This is a genomic window from Rhodopila sp. (assembly GCF_965277825.1).
Classification (GTDB): domain Bacteria; phylum Pseudomonadota; class Alphaproteobacteria; order Acetobacterales; family Acetobacteraceae; genus Rhodopila.
In genome coordinates this window covers 4,132,289-4,155,518 of record NZ_OZ255846.1, presented here as the reverse complement: position 1 = coordinate 4,155,518, position 23,230 = coordinate 4,132,289, and the positions used below count along the sequence as shown (strand labels likewise).

The 23,230-nt window shown below is 66.8% G+C and carries 20 protein-coding genes; 11 read left to right on the top strand and 9 right to left on the bottom strand.

Features of this window, described 5'->3' with window-relative positions; translation table 11 throughout:
* The 8 genes from ACQY4T_RS20235 to ACQY4T_RS20200 all read right to left on the bottom strand — a co-directional run bounded on the left by ACQY4T_RS20235 (position 1) and on the right by ACQY4T_RS20200 (position 12,640).
* A complete protein-coding gene (locus ACQY4T_RS20235) occupies positions 1–2,328 on the bottom strand; it encodes a 3-hydroxyacyl-CoA dehydrogenase NAD-binding domain-containing protein (protein WP_428534378.1) in 2,328 nt (775 codons plus the stop codon).
* Positions 2,328–3,464 (bottom strand): thiolase family protein, encoded by a 1,137-nt coding sequence (locus ACQY4T_RS20230; protein ID WP_428534376.1) that lies wholly within the window; start codon positions 3,462–3,464, stop codon positions 2,328–2,330. The genes ACQY4T_RS20235 and ACQY4T_RS20230 overlap by 1 nt, the downstream gene beginning before the upstream one ends.
* 17 nt (positions 3,465–3,481) lie before the next feature.
* A complete protein-coding gene (locus tag ACQY4T_RS20225) occupies positions 3,482–3,892 on the bottom strand; it encodes a MerR family transcriptional regulator (protein ID WP_428534374.1) in 411 nt (136 codons plus the stop codon).
* 45 nt (positions 3,893–3,937) lie between these two features.
* On the bottom strand, positions 3,938–5,638 hold the full coding sequence (locus tag ACQY4T_RS20220) for a long-chain-fatty-acid--CoA ligase (RefSeq protein WP_428534372.1): 1,701 nt from the start codon (positions 5,636–5,638) through the stop codon (positions 3,938–3,940).
* A 197-nt stretch (positions 5,639–5,835) separates the two neighbouring features.
* Positions 5,836–7,977 (bottom strand): hypothetical protein, encoded by a 2,142-nt coding sequence (locus tag ACQY4T_RS20215; protein ID WP_428543004.1) that lies wholly within the window; start codon positions 7,975–7,977, stop codon positions 5,836–5,838.
* Positions 7,977–10,664 (bottom strand): DUF4159 domain-containing protein, encoded by a 2,688-nt coding sequence (locus tag ACQY4T_RS20210; protein ID WP_428534370.1) that lies wholly within the window; start codon positions 10,662–10,664, stop codon positions 7,977–7,979. The genes ACQY4T_RS20215 and ACQY4T_RS20210 overlap by 1 nt, the downstream gene beginning before the upstream one ends.
* Positions 10,665–10,716: 52 nt before the next feature.
* Positions 10,717–11,607 carry a DUF58 domain-containing protein gene (locus ACQY4T_RS20205; RefSeq protein WP_428534368.1) on the bottom strand — a complete coding sequence of 297 codons (891 nt, stop codon included), beginning with the start codon at positions 11,605–11,607 and terminating at the stop codon, positions 10,717–10,719.
* Positions 11,608–11,611: 4 nt separating this feature from the next.
* Positions 11,612–12,640 (bottom strand): AAA family ATPase, encoded by a 1,029-nt coding sequence (locus ACQY4T_RS20200; RefSeq protein ID WP_428534366.1) that lies wholly within the window; start codon positions 12,638–12,640, stop codon positions 11,612–11,614.
* 131 nt (positions 12,641–12,771) lie between these two features.
* Between ACQY4T_RS20200 and ACQY4T_RS20195 the strand changes: the two genes are divergently transcribed.
* The 5 genes from ACQY4T_RS20195 (at position 12,772) to ACQY4T_RS20175 (ending at position 16,466) form a co-directional block, all read left to right on the top strand.
* Positions 12,772–13,401 (top strand): DUF1285 domain-containing protein, encoded by a 630-nt coding sequence (locus ACQY4T_RS20195; protein WP_428534364.1) that lies wholly within the window; start codon positions 12,772–12,774, stop codon positions 13,399–13,401.
* Positions 13,398–14,018, top strand: a complete 621-nt coding sequence (locus tag ACQY4T_RS20190; RefSeq protein WP_428534362.1) for a CoA pyrophosphatase — start codon at positions 13,398–13,400, stop codon at positions 14,016–14,018. The genes ACQY4T_RS20195 and ACQY4T_RS20190 overlap by 4 nt, the downstream gene beginning before the upstream one ends.
* On the top strand, positions 14,015–14,479 hold the full coding sequence (locus ACQY4T_RS20185) for a CreA family protein (protein WP_428534360.1): 465 nt from the start codon (positions 14,015–14,017) through the stop codon (positions 14,477–14,479). Before ACQY4T_RS20190 ends, ACQY4T_RS20185 begins: the two co-directional genes overlap by 4 nt.
* Before the next feature lie 364 nt (positions 14,480–14,843).
* The gene (locus ACQY4T_RS20180) at positions 14,844–16,073 is read left to right on the top strand and encodes a molybdopterin-dependent oxidoreductase (RefSeq protein WP_428534358.1); all 1,230 of its coding nucleotides are present in this window, start codon (positions 14,844–14,846) and stop codon (positions 16,071–16,073) included.
* Between the two features lie 15 nt (positions 16,074–16,088).
* Positions 16,089–16,466 (top strand): hypothetical protein, encoded by a 378-nt coding sequence (locus tag ACQY4T_RS20175; RefSeq protein WP_428534356.1) that lies wholly within the window; start codon positions 16,089–16,091, stop codon positions 16,464–16,466.
* A 22-nt stretch (positions 16,467–16,488) separates the two neighbouring features.
* Here ACQY4T_RS20175 and ACQY4T_RS20170 read toward each other — a convergent pair whose 3' ends face one another.
* Positions 16,489–17,451 (bottom strand): aldo/keto reductase, encoded by a 963-nt coding sequence (locus ACQY4T_RS20170; RefSeq protein ID WP_428534354.1) that lies wholly within the window; start codon positions 17,449–17,451, stop codon positions 16,489–16,491.
* A gap of 41 nt (positions 17,452–17,492) precedes the next feature.
* Here ACQY4T_RS20170 and ACQY4T_RS20165 point away from each other — a divergent pair, with 41 nt between their 5' ends.
* The 6 genes from ACQY4T_RS20165 to ACQY4T_RS20140 all read left to right on the top strand — a co-directional run bounded on the left by ACQY4T_RS20165 (position 17,493) and on the right by ACQY4T_RS20140 (position 23,144).
* Positions 17,493–18,257, top strand: coding sequence for a glycerophosphodiester phosphodiesterase family protein (locus ACQY4T_RS20165; RefSeq protein WP_428534352.1), 765 nt, complete (start codon positions 17,493–17,495; stop codon positions 18,255–18,257).
* Positions 18,258–18,628: 371 nt separating this feature from the next.
* Positions 18,629–19,747 (top strand): alpha-hydroxy acid oxidase, encoded by a 1,119-nt coding sequence (locus tag ACQY4T_RS20160; RefSeq protein ID WP_428534350.1) that lies wholly within the window; start codon positions 18,629–18,631, stop codon positions 19,745–19,747.
* Between the two features lie 188 nt (positions 19,748–19,935).
* Positions 19,936–20,295, top strand: coding sequence for a DUF2934 domain-containing protein (locus ACQY4T_RS20155; RefSeq protein WP_428534348.1), 360 nt, complete (start codon positions 19,936–19,938; stop codon positions 20,293–20,295).
* A 118-nt stretch (positions 20,296–20,413) separates the two neighbouring features.
* Positions 20,414–22,192: a glucan ABC transporter ATP-binding protein/ permease gene (locus ACQY4T_RS20150; protein ID WP_428534346.1), complete on the top strand. Its 1,779-nt coding sequence runs from the start codon at positions 20,414–20,416 to the stop codon at positions 22,190–22,192.
* A 185-nt stretch (positions 22,193–22,377) separates the two neighbouring features.
* A complete protein-coding gene (locus tag ACQY4T_RS20145) occupies positions 22,378–22,551 on the top strand; it encodes a DUF1328 domain-containing protein (RefSeq protein WP_428534344.1) in 174 nt (57 codons plus the stop codon).
* A 158-nt stretch (positions 22,552–22,709) separates the two neighbouring features.
* Positions 22,710–23,144 carry a CBS domain-containing protein gene (locus ACQY4T_RS20140; protein WP_428534342.1) on the top strand — a complete coding sequence of 145 codons (435 nt, stop codon included), beginning with the start codon at positions 22,710–22,712 and terminating at the stop codon, positions 23,142–23,144.
* Positions 23,145–23,230 lie beyond the last annotated feature (86 nt).

The window sequence follows — 23,230 nt, the reverse complement described above, 5'->3', positions numbered from 1 at the left end:
CTAATTCCGCAACGGTCTGCCGGTCTCCAGCGTGTGCTCGATCCGCGCCAGCGTCAGATTGGTGCGGGCCAGCCGCATGAACGCACTGCGTTCCAGATCGAGCAACTGCTGTTCGCTAATCGTATCGATGATGTCGGCATCGCCACCGCACAGGACCTCGGCCAGCGCCTCGGCGACCACCAGGTCATGCCGGGTGGCCAACCCGCGCCGATGGAAGCCCTGCGCCGCCGAGGCAAGCCCCGCCTGGCCCGACCGACCCGGCAATGCGAACTCCGGCGGTCGCGGCGGGGCGTAGCCATCCACCATCGACAGGGCCCGCTGCTTTGCATCCGCCAGCAACCGGTCTCGGTTCATGCTGATCCCATCGCCCGGGCGCAGAAACTTCTTCTCCATCGCCTGCTGCGCCGACTTCGACACATCAGCCGAACTGACCGCCTCGAACACCTTCGCCACCGCCGGCATCGGACCAAGCGGCAGTTTGGGGTCCGCCCGCCAGCGCGCCAGCATCTCGCCGCAACCGCCCCAGCCCGGTATCAAGCCGACCCCGCATTCCACCAGACCCAGATAGGTCTCCGCGTGCGCCTGCACCGCGTCGGCATGCAGCACGATTTCGCAGCCACCGCCCAGCGCCATGCCGGCGGGCGCGGCGACCACCGGGAACGGCGCGTATTTCAGTGCCTTGTAGGCACGCTGGCCGGCCGCGATCGACTTTTCGATCTCGCCCCAGGCAGCGATATTGGCGGCAAACAGCGCCAGCCCAAGGTTAAAGCCCAGCGAGAAGTTGCCGGCCTCGTTATAGATTACAAGAGCCTTGAACCGCGCACCGACCACCTCGATCGCTTGCCCCAGCAGTTCGATGCTGTGCTGGTCCAGCGCGTTCGACTTCGACGTGAACTCGAAACAAGCGACGCCATCGCCGATATCCCACAACGCCGCCGATCCATTCCGCAGGACCGGGTCAGCCGCCAGCTTGATGTCCTCCAGCAACAGCACCCCGGTCGCTCGCTCGATGTCATGATAGCCGCCATCGGTCCCGAGATATTGCCGCCTGCCGCCTTCCAGCCGGTAAAACCGCGCACCGGCGGCATCCGCCAGCAGCTTCGGCACCGCCAGGGCCCGCGCCGCAAGCTGCTCGACCAGCCAGTCCGAACCTAGCCTGTCGGCCAGCTCGAACGGCCCCCACCGCCAGTTGTATCCCAGCCGCATCGCGGTATCGATGTCGGCAATCGACCCCGCCGCCTCGGGGATCAACGTCGCGGCATAGGCAATGGTCTGGGCCAGCACCCGAAACGCATAGGTTCCGATCCTGCCCGGCGCGGACAGCAGCATTCGCAGATCGCGTCCGGCGGCATCAAGCTCCGCCAGCACCGGCTTTTGCTCCGGCCGATACGCGCCGGTGGCAAGATCGATCGCCAGCCTGCGGCGTCCCCCGTCCGACCGATCCAGCCGATAAAATCCGCCTTTGCCCTTCCGCCCGGTCAAGCCCTGCTCGATCATCCGCCCGATCAGCGGCACGTCGCGGTCCACCTGGTGGAACGCATCGGATTTCGGCAGCACCGCCCGCATGGACGCGTTGACCTGCGGTCCCAGGTCGATGCCGACCAGGTCCATCAGCCCGAACACCCCGGTCTTCGGGATGCCCATCGGCGGCCCGATCACCGCGTCCGCCTCCTCCACCGTCAGCCCCTGGTCGATCGCCTCCACCAGCGCCGACTGCAGCCAGTAGATGCCAAGCCGATTGGCGATGAAGCCAGGGCTATCGGCGCACCGCACGATGCTCTTGCCCAGCGCCACATCGGCGAATTCCGCCGCCGCCGCCACGGTCCGCGCCGCGGTGTCCGAGCCGGATACGATCTCCAGCAGCCGCATGTAGCGCGGCGGGTTGAAGAAATGGGTGATCAGGAAGTCCCGCCGAAACGCCTCGCCCATGCCCTCGGTCAGCACCTTCAGCGCGATCGTCGAGGTGTTGGAACTGATCGCGCTGCCAAGGCGGCGCACGCCCTCCAGCCGGCGATACAGCGCCCGCTTGACGTCGGCCCGTTCCACCACCGCTTCGATGATCCAGTCGCAGTCGGCCAGCTTGCCCAGGTCGTCATCCAGATTGCCCGCTTCGATCAGCCGAGCTGCGGCGTCGTGCATGAACGCGGCCGGGTCCGCCTTAAGCAGCCGGCCGATCGCACCCTCAGCCAGCGCGTTGCGATTGCCGCTCCCGTCCGGCACCAGGTCCAGCAGCACCACCGGCACGCCTGCATTGGCGACCTGGGCGGCGATGCCGGCCCCCATTGTGCCGGCACCGATGATCCCCACTCGCCTGATCGGGCCGTCCATCACACCCGTTCCAGGATCGTGGCGATACCCTGGCCGCCGCCGATGCACTGTGTCGCCAGCGCATAACGCCCACCGCTCCGCGCCAGCAGCGAGGCTGCCTTGCCGGTGATCCGAGCACCCGTCGCGCCCAGCGGATGACCCAGCGCGATGGCACCGCCGTCTAGGTTCAAAATTTCGTCGCGGATGCCAAGTTCCTGGGCACACGCCAGCGCCTGGCTGGCGAACGCCTCGTTCAGCTCCACCACATCGATCGCGCCGATTTCGATCCCCGCCCGCGACAGCGCTTTCCGGGCGGCGGCAACCGGGCCGATACCCATCACCTCGGGTGCGCAGCCGGCGACGGCGATCGACCTGATCCGCGCCAGCGGCCGCAGACCGTGCGTCCGGGCATAACTCTCGCTGCAAACCAGCACGGCCGCGGCGCCATCGGTCAGCGGCGAGGACGTGCCTGCCGTCACGCTGCCGTCCTTGTCGAACGCCGGCTTCAAACCAGCCAGCGTGGCCGACGTGGTATCCGCGCGGATGCATCCGTCCTGTTCGACCGTACCGCCCTTGCTGGTGATCGGCACGATCTCTCCCGCCAGATTGCCGGCGGCAACAGCGGCGGCGGCGCGCTGATGGCTGCGGACCGCGAATGCCTCCTGCGCCGCGCGTGGGATCTGCCATTTGCGGGCGACGTTCTCGGCGGTTTCGCCCATGCCGACATAGGCCGCGGGCATCGCCTGCATCAGGGTCGGGTTGATCAGCGGATTGTAGCCCATCATCGGCACCCTGGTCATGCTTTCGATCCCGGCGCAGATGAACACCTCCCCGGCGCCCAGCGCGATCTGACCGGCGGCGATATGGATCGACTGCATGGAGGACCCGCAGAAACGATTGACCGTGACCCCGGCAACCGACAGCGGCAAATCGGCCAGGAATCCGATCAGGCGGGCGACGTTGAGGCCCTGTTCGGCCTCGGGAAACGCGCAGCCGACGATGATGTCCTCGATATCCTCCGGTCTTACCCCGCTGCGCCCGATCAGTGCTCGGACCACCTGCGCGGCCAGGTCGTCGGGCCGCACCCTGGCCAGGCCGCCCTTGCCGGCGAAGTGGAAAGGCGACCTGGCATAGCCGGCGATCACCGCGTTGGTCATTGGTTGTCCCCTCTGCTTCAGCCGCCGGCGGCGCGCCGGCCGCGAGCAGCCGGTGAACTCAAAGCCGCTTCGGCCTGTGTGCTGATATCGGCCAGTTCGGACAGCGCGTCATCGATCGCCTGACGCTGGGCCACGAGTTGGTCGCGCCGCCGGCCGACCGCCCCCAGCAGCAGCCGAAGCTGGGCGTGCTGGGTGATGTCGGCATCGTACAGGTCGAGATATTCCTTAATCGTGCTTAACGTAAAGCCCAGCCGCTTGCCGCGCAGGATCAGGATCATGCGGGCGCGGTCGCGGCCGGAATAGACCCGGGTGGTGCCGGCCCGCCGCGGACTGATCAGGCCCTTGTCTTCGTAGAAGCGGACCGCGCGCGCGGTCATGCCAAGTTCGTGGGCCAGTTCGGTTACTGTATAGAGGCGCGGTTGCGGCATCGCCGGGCTATAGGTTCGACTGACCTATAGGTCAACTGGCTGACGTCAAACCGGCTTGGCAGCCGCGACCTCGGCGATCAGTTCCTTGCGCGACAGCTTGCCGATCACGGTCTTTGGCAGGCTGGTCCTGATCTCGACCCACACCGGCATCTCGATCGCCGACAGCTTGTCGCGCAGGAAGTCGCGCAGTTCATCGCCCGAGCGCAATTCGCCTTCGCGCAGCGTGACGAATGCCATCGGCGCCTGGCCACGATAGGCGTCGGGGATGGCGATGACGATCGCCTCGGCCACCGCCGGATGCTCGTACAGCGCGTCCTCGATAATCCTTGGATAGACGTTGTAGCCGCTGCAGATGATCAGGTCCTTGATCCGGTCGGTGACGAACAGATAGCCGTCGACGTCGAGGTAGCCGACATCGCCGGTGCGCAGCGCGCCGTCGATGAAGCTGGCGGCGGTTTCCTCCGGGCGGTTCAGGTAGCCCTGCATCACCTGCGGGCCGCGCACACAGATCTCGCCGCGATCGCCGCACGGCAGGATCCGGTTGATGTCGTCCAGCGCGCGGATTTCCACCGCGGTGTCCTGCAGCACGATGCCGACCGAATCCGGGCGGATGGTGCCGTCCGGCGGATTGGACGTCACCGCCGGCGAGGCTTCGGTCAGTCCGTAGCCCTCGATGACCCGACAGCCGGTCAGCCTCTGGAAGCGCTCCCGCACCTCGGCGGGCAACGGTGCGCCGCCCGACACGCAGACCCGCAGGCTGGAGATGTCGACCCGGTTCCGCTCCGCCGCGGTGGCGATCGCGTTATAGATCGTCGGCACCGCATGCATGATGGTCGGGCGGTCGCGCACCAGGGACGTCATCATCGCGCCGATCTCGAAGCGCGGATGCAGGATCAGCTCGCAGCCCATGCTGATGCCGCCATTCAGCACCGAGGTCATCGCGTACACGTGGAAGAACGGCAGCACGCTCATCATCCTCTCTTCGCCTGGACGCATGCTGGGCATGTGGTGGGTAGTCTGCTGCGCGTTGATCGACAGGTTGGCGTGCGTCAGCATGGCGCCCTTCGGCCGCCCGGTGGTGCCGCCGGTGTATTGCAGCACCGCGATGTCGCCTGGATCGATCGCCACCGGTTGCGGCGCGGCGCCGTCAACCACGACCCGCGAATACGCCACCAACCGTTCCCCATAGGCTGGTCTTGCCAGCATGCCGCGCTTCAGCAGTGAAAACGCCATCCGCTTGGCCTTCGGCAACGCCGCGGCGAACGGGCAGACGATGATCCGGGTTAAGCTTTCGATCGCAACGACCTTGTCGTGGATCGCGGCAAGGTCGGGCACCACCATCGTGGTGGTGTTGGAGTCCTCGATCTGCTGGCGCAGTTCCCTGGCCACATAGAGTGGATTGTAGTTGACCACGACCAATCCGGCCTTCAGCGCCGCGTAGTAGAAGATCACGAAGTACGGCGTATTCGGCAGGCACAGGCCGATGCGGTCGCCCTGTCGCAACCCGAGTTGCTGCAATCCGGCGGTGGCCCGCTCAACCTGGGCAGCGAGTTGCGCATAGCTCCACTTCCGGCCTTGGAACGACAGCGCCGGGCGGTCGGCAAACGCCGCCACGGTCCGATCCAGCAGGCTGGGAACCGTCAGCGCCCGCAGCGGCTCGGGCGGTGCCGGCCCAATCATGTCGCGGCCAAGAGCGACGTGCGGCGGCGCCGCGCGGAAATTACCAGGCACGACAACGTTCGGCATCCGCTGTTTCCCATGCTGCGACGGCCATTTACGGTAGTCCCGTTGACCTATCGGTTTCTTACTTGACGTAAGCGGAATGCAGAGATTGCCCGTGGGATTATCGAATTGCAACCAAATCCGTGGCTCCTCGCCGGGCGGTCGCCACCATCCGTTCGGGCCGCCCGGGCGCAGCGGCCGGGACCAACCGCACTCCGGACCTACCGACCCTCCCGCCGCCAGCCCAATACCAGCAGCCCGACCATCACTGGCAGCGACAGCCATCCCGGCAGCAACTCCAGCGCCGCGACACCGGTCACCACATGGTCGTGCCGCCGCTGCAACCCGATCCAGGAACTGCCCGAGGCCGACCGGTCGTCCTCGGTGCGCCGCAATTCCGGCACCTCGACCCCCGCTCGGCCGCCCGCCAGCCAATGCACCCCGCCGTCCGAAGCCCTGGCCAACGGTCCGGCCACCGTCGCCGTAGCCCGCAGGTCGGCCAGCTCCGGCGGATTGGCCGCGCCTGCCGCGGCATAGGCTGTCCTCACCCCCGGCCCGCTTCCCTGCGTCACCTGCCAGACCCCCGGAACCGTCGCCGCCCTGGCCGCCGTTGCGCGGCCCGGCGAATCCTCGTGCAACGCCACCGTGTCCTTCTTGCCGTCCGGATCGGTCACAACCACGTCGCCCGGCGGCCCCAGATCGGTCGACCGGTTCTCGATGCGCAACCGTCCGTCCGCCACCCTGGCGGTCAGCGCATTCTCCTCCAGGTCGGGCTCCTGCATCAGCCAGTGCGCGATCCGCCGCAGCAGTTCGGCCTGCGGGCCGCCGCCGTCATGGCCGCGCGACCATAGCCAGATCTGGTCCGACAACAACAGCGCGGTACGGCCCAGTCCGACATGGTCCAGCGCCAGCAAGGGCTGTCCGTCGGGCGTGCGCAGCAACACTTCGCCGCTGATCGGACCAGGCTCGATCCGGCGGTACCAGGGTCCCCAGGTCGGACCCTTCTCGTCGGGCCCAGGCGGATTGCTGCCGGTCGGACCGGTAACCGGCGGATTGGCGCCAAGCAAATCCTCGGTCACCGGATGGCGTTGGCCGAGCGCGGTCACCCAGGGCCGGAACCGGCCGTCAATCACCGCATCGGTCCGCGCCGGAGCGCCCGGCAGCACCGACCCAAGCGGCGTTGCCGCCAGGCTGGTGGCGCCGGTAAACTCCGGTCCGACACTCATCAGCAGCGCGCCGCCCTGGCGCACCCGGTTGGCGATGTTGGCCAGATACGGCAGCGGCAGCAGCCCACGGTTCTGGAACCGGTCCAGGATGATCAGGTCGAACTCGCCGATCTTGTCGACGAACAACTCGCGCACGGGGAAGGCGATCAGCGCCAATTCGTTCAGCGGCGTGCGGTCATCCTTTTCCGGCGGCCGCAGAATGGTGAAATGCACCAGATCGACCGACGGGTCGGCCTTCAGCAGCCGCCGCCAGGTGCGCTCGCCCTGGTGCGGTTCGCCCGAAATCAGCAGCACCCGCAACCGGTCGCGCACCCCATTGATTTCCACCACGGCGCGGTTGTTCAACTGTGACACCTCGCCGGGCAGCGGACTGGCGGCCATCTCGATCACCGTCGGCCCGGCCCGCGTGATCGGCACCTCGATCCGCTGTTCGGTGCCGACCGGCACGCTTTCGGTGCGGAACAACTGCCCGTCGCGGCGCACCGTCAACGTCGCGGAGTCGGTGTGGCTGCCGACCCCCAGGTCGTCGATCGCCACCCGCAGGGTGACCGATTTGCCGACGATGCCGTAGCCCGGCGCCTCGATCACCCGCAGCCGCCGGTCGGTCTCCTCACCGCGCCCGGCCAGCAACAGATTGAGCGGCGCGCCGCCGGGCGCGGTCTTCGGCAGGTCGTGCACCTGCCCATCGGTGATCGCGATCGTCCCGGCCAGCCGCGATCGCGGGATATCGGCCAGCGCCCGGTTCACCGCGGCGAACAATTGCGTGCCGGCATTGCCGGACTCCGGCACCGTGACGGTACGCAGTTCCAGATCGGACAGATGCGCCGCCTGCGCCTCGATCGACTGACGCGCGACCTCGGCCAGGTGCGCTCGATCGCCGACGCCCATCGAGGCCGACTGATCCACCACCAGCAGACCGATATCGCGCAGCGATTGCCGGGTCTCCTGCACCAGTCTGGGGCCAGCCAACCACAGCAGCAGCACCGCGAAGGCCGCCAGCCGCAACAACGTGCCCCGACCGCGCCGCCAGAGCCCCAAGCCCACCACCGCCAACGACAGCGCGCCCAGCGCCACCAGCAGCCAGACCGGCAGCAGCGGATCGAACCGCACCGCGGCAATGACCTGTTCGGGATGCATCACTGGCCCAGCCGCTGCAGGATCGCCGGCACGTGTACCTGATCGCCCTTATAGTTCCCGGTCAGCGCGTACATCACCAGATTGACGCCAAATCGATAGGCCAGGATGCGCTGCCGCTGGCCGCCCGGGATCACCGCGTACGGATTGCTGCCGTCGGGGTTCATCGCCCACGCGGCGGCCCAGTCATTGCCGCCGATGATCACCGGGCTGACGCTGTCATTGGTGCGATCCTGGTCGCGCTGCACCCAGACCGTGTCTCCGGTGAAACGGCCAGGAAAATCCGACAGCAGATAGAACGCCCGCGACAGCACGTGCTCCCCGGTCAGCGGCGCCAGCGGAGGAATGATCAGGCTGCGGGCGATGCGCTTCAGGGCGTCCTCGGTGCCCGGTGCAAAGCCGGCCCCCGAACCGGAATCGCGGGTGTCGATCACGATGATCCCGCCGCGGCTCATGTAGTCGTTCAGCGCTGTCGCCTGGGCGCTGCTCAATTCCGCCGCGTCGGCGGTGATCGGCCAATACAGCAGCGGGTAAAGGCTCAGGTCGGTCTGACCCGGCTGCACCGCATCGGGTTCGTAAAGCGTCGCCGCGGTGCGCGCGTTGACATATTCCGACAGCCCCTCCAACCCGGACTTGGCGACGCTGTCCACCTGCGTGTCACCCGACACGATATAGCCCAGCCTGGTGTCGATCGCCGGGTTGGGGCTGCTGTCCAGCGCCTGCGCCGCCGGCGTCAGCAGCAACAGCAGCGCCACTGCGGTGGCCGACACCCGCGCCCGCAGCAACCCGCGCAAACCCAGCGAGATCACCGTATCGACGCACAGCAGCAGGATCGCCAAAGCCAGCATCGGCGGTCCCAGCGCACGCTCCCGCGCCGAACCCCTGACCGTTTCCAGCGTGGCAGCGGAAATCGGCGGGGCCGCTTCGGGCGCCGCGATACGGTTTGCCAGATTCAGCACCTGGCGCCCGTTCTCGGGCCCATACAGGCCTGGCGGATGCCGCGGCGACACCGTGGTCGCGGCAAACTTGTCGGCCCGCAGCCCGGTCGCCGCCGCAGGCGGCTGCGACAACAGCCCGAACCCGTCCAGCGTCTCGGCCGGCGCCAGCGTGGCGCTTCCCGGAGTGCCGGCTACGCCCACCGACAGCTCCACCAGCCGACGCAGCATGTCGACGAAAGCCCCCGACAGCGGCAAATTCGACCAATCGGCATTGGCGGTGACATGGAATAGCACCACCCGACCGGCGCCGAACGGCACCTCGGTCACCAGCGGCGTGCCATCCTGCAGCGCCGCCCAGGTGCGCCCGGCCAGATCGGCACTGGGTTCGGCCAGCACCTGTCGCGTCACTTTGACATCGTCGCTCACCGCCAGGCCGGCAAACGGGGACTGCGCCGCGAACGGTGCCAGCCCGGCCGGCTGACTCCACGACATCGCCCCGCCCAATTGCCGGTCGCCGGCCAGCAGCCGCACCGGCAGCAGCGTGTCGGTGTCGTTGGTTGCCGCCTCGGCGGTGCGCGGTCCGGCGAAGCGGATCAGCAGGCCGCCCTTGCGCACCCAAGCCTCCAGCGCGTCTCGCTCCACGCCGGCCGGCAACGGTTTGTCAGCCAGCACCAGCACCGAGATGTCGCGCTTCAGCAACGTCGCGGCATCGCCCTCGCGCAACTCGGTGAACGGTTCCAGCGCCCGCTTCAGGAAGTAGATCGACCCGGTGAACGGCGTGTCCGCCGCCGCCAGATCACCCGACAGCAATCCCACCGGCCGCCGCCGCCAGCGTTCGTCCAGCAACACCACGGACCCCGCGCTGGGCGGGCCCTCCAGCACCAGTCGGGTCAGCCGGTTGCGCACTTCCGGTGGCAGCGTGATCGGCCCCGAACCCACCGAGGCACCGGCGGGAACGCTGATCTCGGTCCGCGCCAGGGTCCGCCCGTCGCCGCTTTGCGCCAGCACGCTGGCCTGCGTCGGCGCACCGCGCGGCGCCTGCGCCAGATGCGCCACCAGCCGGTCGGCCTCGCTGGTCGGCGCCAGCAACAGCGGCGCCGAGGCGGTATCGCAGCAGATTTCGGTCACCGGTCCGACACCGCGCAACGCTGCCGCGAAGCGGTCGAAGTCGGCGCCGTCGGTCAGCCCATCCGGCACATAGATCACCGATCCCCCAGCGTGATCGCGCCAGGCGCCGATCGCCTCGGCCGCGGCGGCTCGATCCGACGGCCAAGGCTGTGGCTGCAAGGCGGCCAGACGAGCGCGCAACTCGGTCACCGGCATGCTGGCCGAAACCGCGATCGCGGCGCCGCTGCCGTCCTGCGCCGTGGTCAGCAGCGCCGCCTTGCGCCCGGCGCGTTCGGCTCGGTCCAGCAGTGCGCCGGCGGCCTCCTTGCGCCGCACCCAGTCGTTCGCCGAGGCCCAGCCGTTGTCGATCACCAGCAGCACCGGACCACGCCCCGCCAACGCCGCACCGGCATCGATCACCGGACGCGCCAGGGCCACGATCACCAGCCCGGCCGCCACCAGCCGCAGCGCCAGCAGCCACCAAGGCGTGCGCGCCGGGGTTTCCTCGGTGGCATTCAAGCCCAACAGGAAACGCACGGCGGGAAACACTTCGGAGCGCGGGGCAGGGGGGGTTACCCGCAGCAGCCACCACAGCAACGGCAACGCCAGCAGCCCGACCAGCACCCAAGGCGCGACGAAGATCATCCGCCGCCGCCCCGGGAGCCGCCCCCGCCTCCGATGCCACCTGGGCCGGACCTCATCGCGCCGCCAGTGCCTGGTACAGCGTCAGCAACGCCATCTCCGGCGGCTGGTCGGTGCGATGCACGCCGAAACCGAAGCCCGCCCTGGCGCTGATCGAGGCCACCCCGTCCTGCTGCGCCCGCAGCCGTTCGGCGTACGCATCGCGCACCGACTCGACGCGTGGGATCAGCGCATCGCCGTCGTGCTCCAAGCCGCGGAAGCGGATGCGCCCCTGATACGGCAGCGCGGTTTCCGCCGGATCCAGGATCTGCAGCAGGTAGCCGGTCACCGGGACCGCGGCAAAGCGTCCGATCAGGGCGCGGATTTCATCCAGCGGCGACAGGAAGTCGCTGAACAGCACCACCGTTCCATGGCGCGGCAATCGCACATCGGGCGGCAGCCCGGCTTCGTCGTTCGCCGTGGCTGAGCTGTTTACATTGTCCAGTTCCGCCGCCAATCGGTCGAGGCCGGTCCGGCTGGTCACCGAACGGGCACCTTGTTGCATCATCATCACTCTCTCGCCGCCACGAAGCAGCAAGGACGCCAGCGAAAGCAACAGCAGATTTGCCCGGTCGCGCTTTTCCACCGCCACCTGGCGCGATCGCCAGCGCATCGACGACGACGTGTCGCGCCACAGGCAAACGGTTTGCGCCGCTTCCCATTCGGTTTCGCGGATGAACCAGCCGTCCGGCGCGCCGCGCCCGGATTTCGCCGATTGCCGCCAGTCGATCCGCCCCAGCGGGTCGCCCGAGACGAACCGGCGGAACTGCCAGAAACTGTCACCCTGTCCGACACGGCGCCGGCCATGCACACCTTGGGCCACGGTCGAGGCAACCCGATCCGCCGCGATCAACAGCGCCGGTAGCCGCGCCCCCAATGCTTCGGCGGCCAGGGCATCGTTGGCCATCGCCCTACCCGATCTTTCCGACCAGCCGGTCGATCACCTCGGGCAGCATCACCCCATCGGCGCGTGCCGAGAAACTCAGCGCCATGCGATGGCGCAGCACCGGACGAGCCAGGGCGACGATGTCGTCGACGCTGGGCGCCAGCCGTCCGCTCAGCAACGCGCGGGCACGCGACGCCAACATCAGCGCCTGGGCCGCGCGCGGACCCGGTCCCCAGGCGACGTGACGCCGCACGATCTCATCGCCGGCGGTTTCCGGCCGACAGCCGCGCACCAGCGCCAGGATCGCCTCCACCACCTTTTCTCCAATCGGCAACCGGCGCACCAGGGCTTGCGCCATGGCCAGATCATCCGCGCTCATCGCCTGCAGCGGCTTGGCCTCCTGCGCCCCGGTGGTGGCCAGCAGCATGGTGCGCTCCGCGCCGAGGTCGGGATAGCTGACGTTGACCTCCAGCAGGAACCGATCCAGTTGCGCCTCGGGCAGCGGATAGGTGCCTTCCTGCTCGATCGGGTTCTGCGTCGCCAGCACGTGGAACGGGCGGGGCAGGGCGTGCTCCACGCCGCTGACGGCGACGCGCTGCTCTTGCATCGCCTGCAGCAGCGCTGACTGCGTGCGCGGGCTGGCTCGGTTGATCTCGTCGGCCATCAGCAACTGGCAGAACACCGGGCCGGGGACGAAGCGGAACGCCCGCCGACCATCAGTCTCGTCAAGCACCTCGCTGCCGACGATATCGGCCGGCATCAGGTCCGGCGTGAACTGGATCCGCTTGGTCGCCATGCCCAGCACCACGCCCAGCGTCTCCACCAGCCGGCTCTTGCCCAGCCCTGGCACGCCGACCAGCAGCACGTGGCCGCCCGACATTAATGTGATCAAGGATTGATCGATCACCTCGTCCTGGCCGAAGATCACCCGCCCGATCGCGCCGCGCACCTGGACGATCTGCGCGCCCAGCGCTTCCGCCGCTGCCAGCACCGCATTCGGATCGGTGCCGATGGGACCAGCCCGGTTCACGCCCGCCTGTGGCGTGTCAGCCATACCGCCCGACATATGGATGTTACTCTCCGCGTTTAACTCGTTCGAACCATATAGGCCCTTTCCCCGGCCGGGGGATGCTCCCTATATCGCGCCTTGATAAGGAAGCGTTGCTTCCCAGGGAGGCAAGTCAGGTGAATCAGACCAGCGCGCCCATTGACCTTGCCGCCGCGAAGCTGGTCGGGTCTGCAACAGACTTGGCGCTTGCCGTGTGTTCCAATCGGGTCCGCCAAGCCAGGCCCGCGCGCCATGTGACCGAGTGCGGTGATCTGCCGTTCCTGATCAAGCGCGACGGCACCTGGCTGTACCGCGGCACGCCGATCAACCGCAAGGAACTCGTCTGCCTGTTCGCCAGTGTGCTGCGCCGCGAAGAGGATGGCAGTTGGTGGCTGCAGACCCCAGCCGAACGCGGCCGCATCCAGGTCGAGGACGCACCGTTCGTCGCGGTCGAACTGGATTGGACCGGCGACGGCCGCCATCAGGTGCTGTCCCTCCGCACCAACATCGATGAGGTGGTGACGGCGGGACCGGACCACCCGATCCGGGTCTCCCATGATGTAATCACCTGCGAGCCGACTCCTTATATTATGCTGCGTCCCGGCGCCGCCCAGCACCTCGCGGTCGAGGCTCGCATCAATCGCGCAACGTACTACGAACTGGTCGCCCTCGGCGTCCCCGAATGGGTCGGCAACAGCCGGATGCTGGGCGTCTGGAGCCGCGGCAAATTCTTTTCCCTGGGCGAACTGCCGCCCGGCGAGGCGTGACGCCGGACGCATTTCGACTGCGACTGGCCGAGATCGTCGCCCGGTCCGATGTCGCCGACCCGATCCTCGGCGACGAGGTGATCGATGACCTGGGGCGTTCACCGGTACCGGCCGCCGTGCTGGTCGGGATCGTGTTGGGCGAACAGCCATCGGTTCTGCTCACCAAGCGCACCTCCCACCTGACCCGCCATCCCGGCCAGATCAGCTTTCCCGGCGGCCGCATCGATCCCGAGGACAGCAGCCCCGAAGCCGCCGCACTGCGCGAGGCGCACGAAGAGATCGGCCTCGACCCCGCTTCGGTCGAAGTGCTCGGGCGACTGAGCGATCATGTGACCGGCACCGGCTACCGCATCACGCCGGTATTGGCCGTCGTGCCCCCAGCGCTGACCTATCGACTGTCCGCACACGAGGTGGACGCGATCTTCGAGTTGCCGATGCATGTGCTGCTCGATCCCGCCTCGCCCAGCCGGCAGCGCCAGCACGTCGGCGGCCTCTGGCGCGAATACTGGGTGTGGCCGCATCCGGAGCATTTCATCTGGGGCGCCACGGCGGCGATCCTGCTACAGTTGGCGCAGCGGCTGCGCGAACCCATGCTGCCGCGCGAGGGGGTGATTTGATCCGTTTTCCGTATTTGGCCGCCGTCTTGGCCGGGTTGGCCGTTTCGTCCGCCGCGGCGTTCGCCCAGACCCGCATCGATTCCATCAACACCAGCTTCCGCTGGCTCGGACCGGACGACAAGATCGTCGTCGAGCGCTACGACGACCCGCGCGTCAGCGGTGTGTCATGCTATCTGTCACGTGCCGAGACCGGCGGCATCAAGGGCGGCCTGGGTTTCGCCCAGGACCCCAGCCGGTTCTCGATCGCCTGCCGAGCGGTCGGGCCGATCACCCTGCCGGACTCCCTGCCACGCACCGAGGTGATCGGGTTCTCCCAGGCGTCACTGTTCTTCAAGACCTTTCAGATCCACCGTTCGCTGGATCGCGAAAAGCACGTCCTGGTCTATACGGTCGTGAGCACGAAGCTGATCAACGGCTCGCCGTTCAACAGTATCAGCGTAGTGCCGACCGAGGTGCACTAGCCGGTCAGCAAGGCAGCGTCCAAACGGTGACACTCTCACGACCATCATCCCAACGATGTGATCGACCGCCCACCTGTGCCGCCCGAACCCCAGGGCAATTGCATTTGTCCAAACGCACCACCGATGCGGAAAGGATATGCAAAGGATTGGAACCCATTTTTCAGCGGAACTCCTATCGGCGTGCATCGGCGTGCATCTGCGGTTCCAAACCGCTTCCCTGTCACGCCGCGTCCGGCGAATGGCGCCGATAGAAAATCCACATGCGATTACCCTTCCAAACCCAATCTTGTTATTACCACCGCTCGCTCAATGCAGCGCGACACCCCGATCGAGATCGCGCAGCATCGCAAGGGGGAAATCGACCATGGTGCAGTTCCGGCAAGACCCGTTGGCCAGGCGGCGCTTCCTGCGTGCAGCCGGCATCCTCACCGCCTCGATCGGCGCCGGGCGTGCCCGCGCCGACAAGTCCGTCGAACTTGGCCTGCCCGGCGGATCGGATCAGCGCGACCTCACCACTGCCTTCCCGCAAAAAGCGGAAATGCTGTTGCAGCGGACCCGCCCGCCGCTGCTGGAGACCCCGTTCCAGGTATTCGATCGTGACCTGTTCACGCCCAACGACCAGTTCTTCGTCCGCTGGCACTGGGCGGCGATCCCCGAACAGATCGATGTAGCGGCGTTCAAGCTTGCGGTGCGCGGCCACGTCAACGCGCCGTTGTCGCTGTCGATGGCGGACCTGCTGGCACTGCCGCGGTTCGAGATCGCCGCGGTCAATCAGTGCTCGGGCAACTCACGCGGCTTCTTCCAGCCGAGGGTAGCCGGCGGTGAGTGGGGCAACGGCGCCATGGGCAACGCCAGATGGACCGGGGTCCGGCTGCGCGACGTGCTGGACCGAGCCGGCGTCAAGTCCGGCGCGGTCGCGGTCCGCTGCAACGGACTGGACCAGCCCGTCGTCGAAGCCGCGCCAGACTTCATGAAGTCGCTCAGCATCGATCATGCGCGTGACGGTGAGGTGATGCTCGCCTATCAGATGAACCATCAGCAGTTGCCGCTGCTCAACGGTTTCCCGCTCCGCCTGGTCGTTCCGGGATGGTATTCGACCTACTGGGTCAAGATGCTGAACGATATCGAGGTTTTGGCCGCCCCGGATGACAATTTCTGGATGGCGACGGCCTACCGTATCCCCGACACGCCGCGCGCCAACGTCGCACCGGGGACAACCGGTTTCAAAACCGTTCCGATCAACCGGATGCTGCCGCGGTCGTTCTTCACCAATGTAACAGACGCAACCACCGTCAAGCCCGGCGCAAGGGTGCCGGTCCGCGGCATCGCGTTCGGCGGCGATCGCGGCGTGGCGCGCGTCGATCTTTCGCTCGACGACGGCCACACCTGGCAGCCAACCGCGCTGGGTCCTGATTATGGCAGCTACGCCTTCCGCCAGTGGAACGCCGACATCGCCGCGCCGGCATCCGGTTTGCTGACGCTGAAACTGCGCTGCACTAACACCGACAAGGTTGAGCAATCGGCCGAACCTAATTGGAACCCGGCCGGTTTCATGCGAAACGTCATCGAGACCGCCCGCATCACCGTAGCCTGACCCAGGAGGCTCGCAATGTCCCGCTGCATAACCCTTGGCGTCATCGCCGGTCTCGGCATCGGGGTGTCCCTGGTCGCAAGGCCGGCCATCGCCCAGCAACCGGCGCCCCCTGCCGCGCCGAGCGTCTCGGCGGACGGAATAAGGCTACACTCGGTCAGCGTCGACTTGCCGAACAGCGAGCGCACCTTTCCCGGCGGCGGCGACGCCGAGGCGATCAACGCCAACTGCCTGACCTGCCATTCCGCCGGCATGGTGCTCAACCAGCCGACACTGACGCGCGCCTCTTGGCAGGCCGAGATCGAAAAGATGCGAGGCCAATACAAAGCCCCGGTCAACCAAGCCGACGTGCCGGCGATCGTCGACTACCTGGCGAAATACCAAGGCCCGAGATAACCGCCACCCGCCCCCGGCGCAGTCAGCGTGCCCGCGCCGGGGGCACCTCCAGCCCAACGCCACGCAAGTGACTGAACAGCTCCCGCAATTTCACCCGATCCACCTCTGGCAGCGGCGGCTTCAGGATCGAGGCCACGTTGGCACGCAGATGCGCGGCGTCGCTGGTGCCGAACAGCACGACATCGACGCCCGGTTCATGCCGCACGTAGCGGTAGGCGGCATCGGTCAGGCTGCTGGCGCCCCCGTCGTGGATCAGGAACGACAGCGGATCATCGGTCTGCGCCAGCCACGCCGGGACCTGACCGGCTTTGGCCAGGTCCCGCATGGTTGCCGCCAACTGCGCCGGTCGGGCAAAGATGCTTCGCACCGCGAACATCATCAGCGTACCGATCCGGTTGGCGATGGTATGGGGAAACACCTGTGTGCGTGCCACCTGGTCCATCAGATGGAACGCCAGCATCGCTGTATCCCACGGCTCATCCCTGGCGGCCCGGTTCAGCATGATCTGACCGGGGTCGTTCGGCGCCGTCTCGGTGATGCCCAGGAAGCGGAACTTGCCGCGCTCCCGCTGCTTCAGTAGCGCCGGCGCGATCGCCTCCCGGACATGGTCGTAGGCGGCCGGCGGGACGGCATGCAGCTGGAACACGTCGACATGATCCAGCCCAAGCCGGCGCAGCGACGCATCCAGGCTCCGGACCACCGCGTCAACGCTGAACGCCGCGGCGCCAGGCGGCTTCGATGCCTTGGTGCAGACCACCACGCTGTCTCGCGCCACGCCCCGCAGCGCCGCACCGACCACGTCCTCGGTGCCATACACCGCCGCGGTGTCGATCAGGTTGACGCCAAGGTCGAGCGCCTGGCGGACGATGCCCTCCGCGTGCTCGCTGGACCGCCCGGTGCCGAGGCCCAGCCGGCTGAAGCCGCCGCAGCCCAGGCCGGCGACGCTGACCCGCAGACCGGTCCGGCCGAGCGTGGTATATTGCATGCAGGCTCCTGGCGCTTGGAACGATGGACGTTAGCAGGGCGATGCCGCGGAAGCGACCTATCGATATTCAGGGCCATCGCGGCGCACGCGGGTTGTTTCCGGAAAACACGCTCGAGGGTTTTCTCGCCGCCTCGGCGCTCGGCGTGCCGGCGTTTGAACTGGATGTCGCCATGACCGCTGACGGTGTCGTGGTGCTGTCGCACGACCCAGCGCTCAATCCCGAACTCACCCGCGACGCCTCCGGCGCCTGGCTAGCAAGGCACGGACCCACGATCCACAGCCTGCGCTATACCGAGCTGAACCGTTACGACGTCGGCCGCCTCCGCCCCGGGTCGCCCACCGCGCTGCTGTTTCCCGACCAGCGGCCGCACGACGGCGCCCGCATCCCCACTCTGGCGGCGGTCCTGGCGGCGCTGCCGGATGCCCGCTTCACCATCGAGGTCAAGACCCATCCCGCTCACCCGGACTGGACCGCGCCGGCGCACCTGCTGGCTGATGCCACGGCGGCGGTGGTCGACCGGGCCGGCGCCGCATCGCGCGTCATCGTGCAATCATTCGACTGGCGCGTGCCCCGGCACATCCGTCGAACCCGTCCCGACATCACCCTGGCGTGGCTGACCCGCGCCGAAACCGTCGGCAACGCCGCCTTGTGGTGGGACACCCCATGGCTGGCCGCCGCCCCCCGCCTTACCATCCCCGCCGCCGTCGCCGCCGAATCTGGACCGGTCTGGTCGCCCGACCACAACGACTTGACGGAAGTCCAGATCGCCGAGGCCCACGCGTTCGGTCTGTCGGTGCTGCCCTAGACGGTCAATCGGCTCAGCGATATGCGACGTCTGATCGACTGGGGCGCGGACGGCCTGATCTCCGACCGGCCCGACCTCGCGCTGCCACTGGCGCGATAGCGGCCGTCTCAAATTCACGATGGTGGAACCACGGATGCGGAAAGGATATGCAAGCCGTTTGAACCCAGTTCTTCAGACTAACTCCTATCGGCGTGCATCGGCGTGCATCCGCGACTCCAAACCGCTTCTCCTGCTCACGCCGCGTCCGCCAAATAGCGCCGACAGAAAATCCAGATGCGATTGCCCTGGCCCCGATCCACTCTTGCGTGTTTTGCCGCGCCGATGCCTGATGTGGCGACATTGGCCGCACGACGTCGCGAGGGTTGGGAATCATGGACCAAGCAGAAGCCAAACACCTGTTCGAACCGACCGGCGATTTCCAGTGCCTGCACGAATTCATCCCCGCCGCCCGGGCCCAGCTGTCCGACCATATCTGGGGCTATCTGGTCGGCGCGGCGGAAACCGAGACGACCTTGCGGCGCAACCGTCTGGCGCTCGATTCGCTGGCATTGCGCCCGCGGGTCTGCGTCGACGTATCGACGCTGGACCTCGGCACCACGCTGTTCGGCCGCCGCCTGCGTCTGCCGGTGATGCTGGCTCCGGTCGGGTCGCTCGAGTCGTTCCACCCCGGGGGCGCCGCCACCGCCGGACGCGCGGCCTCGAGCTTCGGGATTCCGATCATGGTCAGTTCGGTCACCGCCCCTGGGCTGGAGGAAGCCGCCGCCGCCGCCACCGGGCCGAAGATCTTTCAGCTTTACGTGCGTGGCGATGACGCCTGGATCGACGACGTGGCGAAGCGCGCGGTCGATGCCGGCTACGACGCATTCGCCATCACCGTCGATACCGCGGCCTATTCCCGACGCGAACGCGACATCGCCGGGCGCTTCGTCAAGCCGTGGCGGGCCGTCGCCACCGGACAGAGCTATCAGGCCGGCTTCACCTGGGACAACGTCAAGCACTTCAAGGACCACCACGGCATCCCGCTGATCCTGAAAGGCATCGCCACCGCCGAGGACGCGGCGCTGTGCTGCGAACATGGCGTCGACGGAGTCTACGTCTCCAACCACGGCGGCCGCCAGCTCGACCACGGGCGCGGCTCGATGGATGTGCTCCCCGAGGTCATGGCCGCGGTGCGCGGACGCGCCAAGGTCATCGTCGACGGCAGCATCTGCCGCGGCACCGACATCGTGAAGGCGATCGCGCTGGGGGCCGATGCGGTCGCGATGGGCCGGATGTACTGCTACGCGCTGGCGGCGGGCGCCGAAGCCGGCGTACACAAGATGCTGGAACTGCTGGAGCACGAATTCGGCGTTGCGATGGCGCTGGCCGGCGCACGCAGTCTGGACGAATTGCATCCCGGCTACGTTTTCCGCGACGCCCCCCCGGTCTTCCAGCCGCACGCCCACAGCGCATTTCCGCTGTTGCAGCCGACGCCGGAATACCGCTTGTAGCGCCGACGCCAACGTTGCCGTCGGCACATGCAACGCTGCCATTATCGCGACGTTAGAGCGTCTTCAGGGCGGACCGCGCTGCCGAGACCGCTCTACCCGTCTGTTTTGCCCATGGTTGACGCGGTCTGCGGGGCCGCCTCGGGGTAACTCTGACCGCACTGGTGACTTGATCGCAATCGAGAGGCTTCATGGCACGTAAACCTGCTGGTTCATCCACCCGCAATCCCCTGATAATCGACCCTGGTCGCGAGCAGCGGGTGCGCGAGCGCGCGTATCATCTGTGGGAAAGCGAAGGCAAACCGCACGGCCGTGACGTGGAGTACTGGGAACGCGCGCGCGAGTTGATCGGCATGGAGGAAAGCGCCGGCAGCGCGCTGCTGCCGAACCCGCAAACCAGCCCCAACACGCCGCGCGAGACCGGCATCGAAGAGGCGGAGATCCAGGACAATCTGGGCGAGTTTCCCGACCGTCTGGCCGATCAGGGTGAAGTCAAGACGACACCGGCGGCCAAGCGTCGCAGCCGGGTGAAGCCAAAAAAATCGGCATAACTAATCACGCTGGCGTGGGGTCATTTTTTTTCACCCTCTTGCCCAACTGATGCCACACCTGACCCGCATCTTGTGCCCGGTAGCTTAGAGCCGCTCGCGGCGCCGCAGGGACAGTCAGATGCGTTTCTTCAAAATTTATGGCCGCGTGCTTGGCCTGCTTGGGCGGGACCTTCGGATTGCAGGGTTTCTCGCATTCGCCAACCTGATGGTTGCCGGCCTGCAATTTCTTGATCCGGTGTTGTTTGGCCGCGTGGTGAACTTGCTGTCGCGATCGGACAAGTTGCCGCATGGCGAGCTTTGGCATGACGCGGCCGTCCTGTTGGGCATCTGGGTGGCCGTCGGCATCGGCGGCATCGTCAGCAACATCGCCGTCGCGCTGCAGACCGAACGGCTGGCCCATCGGCATCGCATCAAATCCATGGGCCGCTATTTCCAGCATGTCCTGGCGTTGCCGTTGTCGTTTCATGGCGGAACCCATTCCGGCCGGCTGATCAAGGGCATGCTGACCGGTACCGACGGCCTGTTTGCGACCTGGCTGGTGTTCTTCCGCGATCAGCTTTCGACCATCCTTTCGGCGGTCGTGCTGCTGCCGATGACGCTGTTCCTGAACTGGCGTCTGGGCCTGGTGCTGATCGCGCTGGTCGCCATTTTCCTGATGTTCACCGCCATCGTGGTGAAAAAGACCGAGACCGCGCAGCGCCGCGTCGAAGGCCTGAACTCCTCACTCGCCGGCACCGCGCAGGACGCGGTGGCCAATGTCATGGTCGTCCAGTCCTTCACCCGGCTCTCGGCTGAGGCGCATCTGTTCAGCGACATCGCCAACCAGGTGATCCGCCATCAGTTTCCGGTGCTGAACTGGTGGGCGCTGGTCAACGTCATGACACGTGCCTCCAGCACGCTGGCGATCATCACCATCGTGCTGGTGGGGACTTGGCTGCACATGAATGGCATGGCCAGCGTCGGTGAGATCGTCAGCTTCATGGGGTTCGCCATGCTGTTGATCGGCCGGCTTGAAACGGCCGCATCGTTCGTGTCCTCGCTGTTCTTCAAGCTGCCGGCGCTAGAAGACTTCTTCAACATCCTCGACGAGCGCAGCTCGGTGCCGGAAAAAGATGACGCCCGCGTGCTGTGGGCGCCGCGCGGCGAAGTGAAGTTCGACAACGTCTCGTTCGCCTACCCGGCCAGCGGTGCCGCAGTACTCAGCGACGTCAGCTTCCAGGCCCGCCCGGGCAAGTCGGTGGCGCTGGTCGGGCACACCGGCGCCGGCAAATCCACCGCCATGACGCTGCTGCAACGGTTGTGGGACCCCAGTTCCGGTCGCATCATCATCGACGGTCAGGATCTGCGCGACATCACCCTGGACAGTCTGCGGTCCAATATCGGCGTGGTTTTCCAGGAAAGCCTGCTGTTCAACCGCTCGATCCGCGACAACCTGCTGGTCGGGCGTCCGGAGGCGTCCGACGAAGAGATCGAGCAGGCGTGCCGGATGGCCGATGCGCACGAATTCATCATCCGTCAGCAAAGCGGCTACGACACCATGATCGGCGAGCGAGGCACCACGTTGTCCGGCGGCCAGCGCCAGCGGCTCGCCATCGCCCGAGCGCTGCTGAAGAATCCGCCGATCCTGATCCTGGACGAAGCGACCAGCGCACTGGATGCGGCGACCGAGGCGCGCGTCGGCAAGGCGTTGAAGACGCTGATGGCGGGGCGCACCACGTTCATCATCGCCCACCGCCTATCGACGGTGCGCGATGCCGATGAAATCCTTGTGTTCGATGGCGGCCGCATCGTCGAGCGGGGCAACTTCAATTCGTTGCTTGCGCGCCAGGGGCATTTTGCCAGCCTGGTGGAGACTCAACTCTCGCCCGCGGTGGCCGAGCTGGCGGCGGCGGAGTGATCACGGGTAAATGACGTGTGACGACTGGTGCTGGCGGGGATAGAGAGTACTCTTGAGCGTTGCCAGGCTGACTGTACAGTTTGGCAACGCTCCTCGTTCTCCCCTGACTAACCCGCCTTGGACTTCGCCCAGAGCAACGATGTTCTGAGGCTCTGTTGCGTCGCCCCACCAGATGGAAACCCGGCATGCTGAGATTGGCTTTGTTCTTTCTCGTTATTTCGATCGTCGCGGCGATATTCGGCTTTGGAGGCGTCGCCGCGGCATCCGCTGACATCGCTCGAATCCTGTTTTTCATTGCGATTGTGATATTTGTTGTCCTGCTCGTCGCCGGTCTGATGGCGGGAAGTACGCTGTGGTAGCGCCGTTTGCTGCACTGCACGTCTACCGGTTGCATTTTGATCATTGGAAAGCGCATGATGCTTTCTGGAGGAAGTGCGGGTGCGCGATCTGACCTGACGATCCGCTTCTGATGACCGGTTCGATCGCAATCTCGTCCCAAGAAGGAAGGGGCAAGAAAATGACGGTCGCGACAATTCTGAAGCACAAGGGTTACAGCGTATCGACGATCGCTCCCGCCGCCACGGTGCCGGAAGTCGCCATAATGCTGGCCGAACGCCGCATCGGCGCCGTGCTGGTCATCGACCAGGAAGAACAAATGCTGGGCATCGTCAGCGAACGCGATATCGTCCGCTGCCTTGCGGCCAACGGCGCCCGCATGCTGGAGATGACGGCCGGCCAGTTGATGACCCGCGCGGTGCAGGTGGCTCATCCCGGCACTACCGTGAATGAGGCCATGCAGCTCATGACCGCCGGTCGGTTCCGGCATCTGCCGGTGGTCGACCATGATACGCTGGTCGGCCTGATCAGTATCGGCGATGTCGTCAAAGCTCGCATCATGCAGCAGGACACGGTGGTGGAAAGCCTCACGGCCTACGTCGCCGGATCGGCCTGACCATCGCAACTCGGCCGACCAGGGCAGAGGCTTTTGCAAGCCACGGCTGGGCGGCAACCGGTTTATTCGCCCAGTTAGCAATCGGT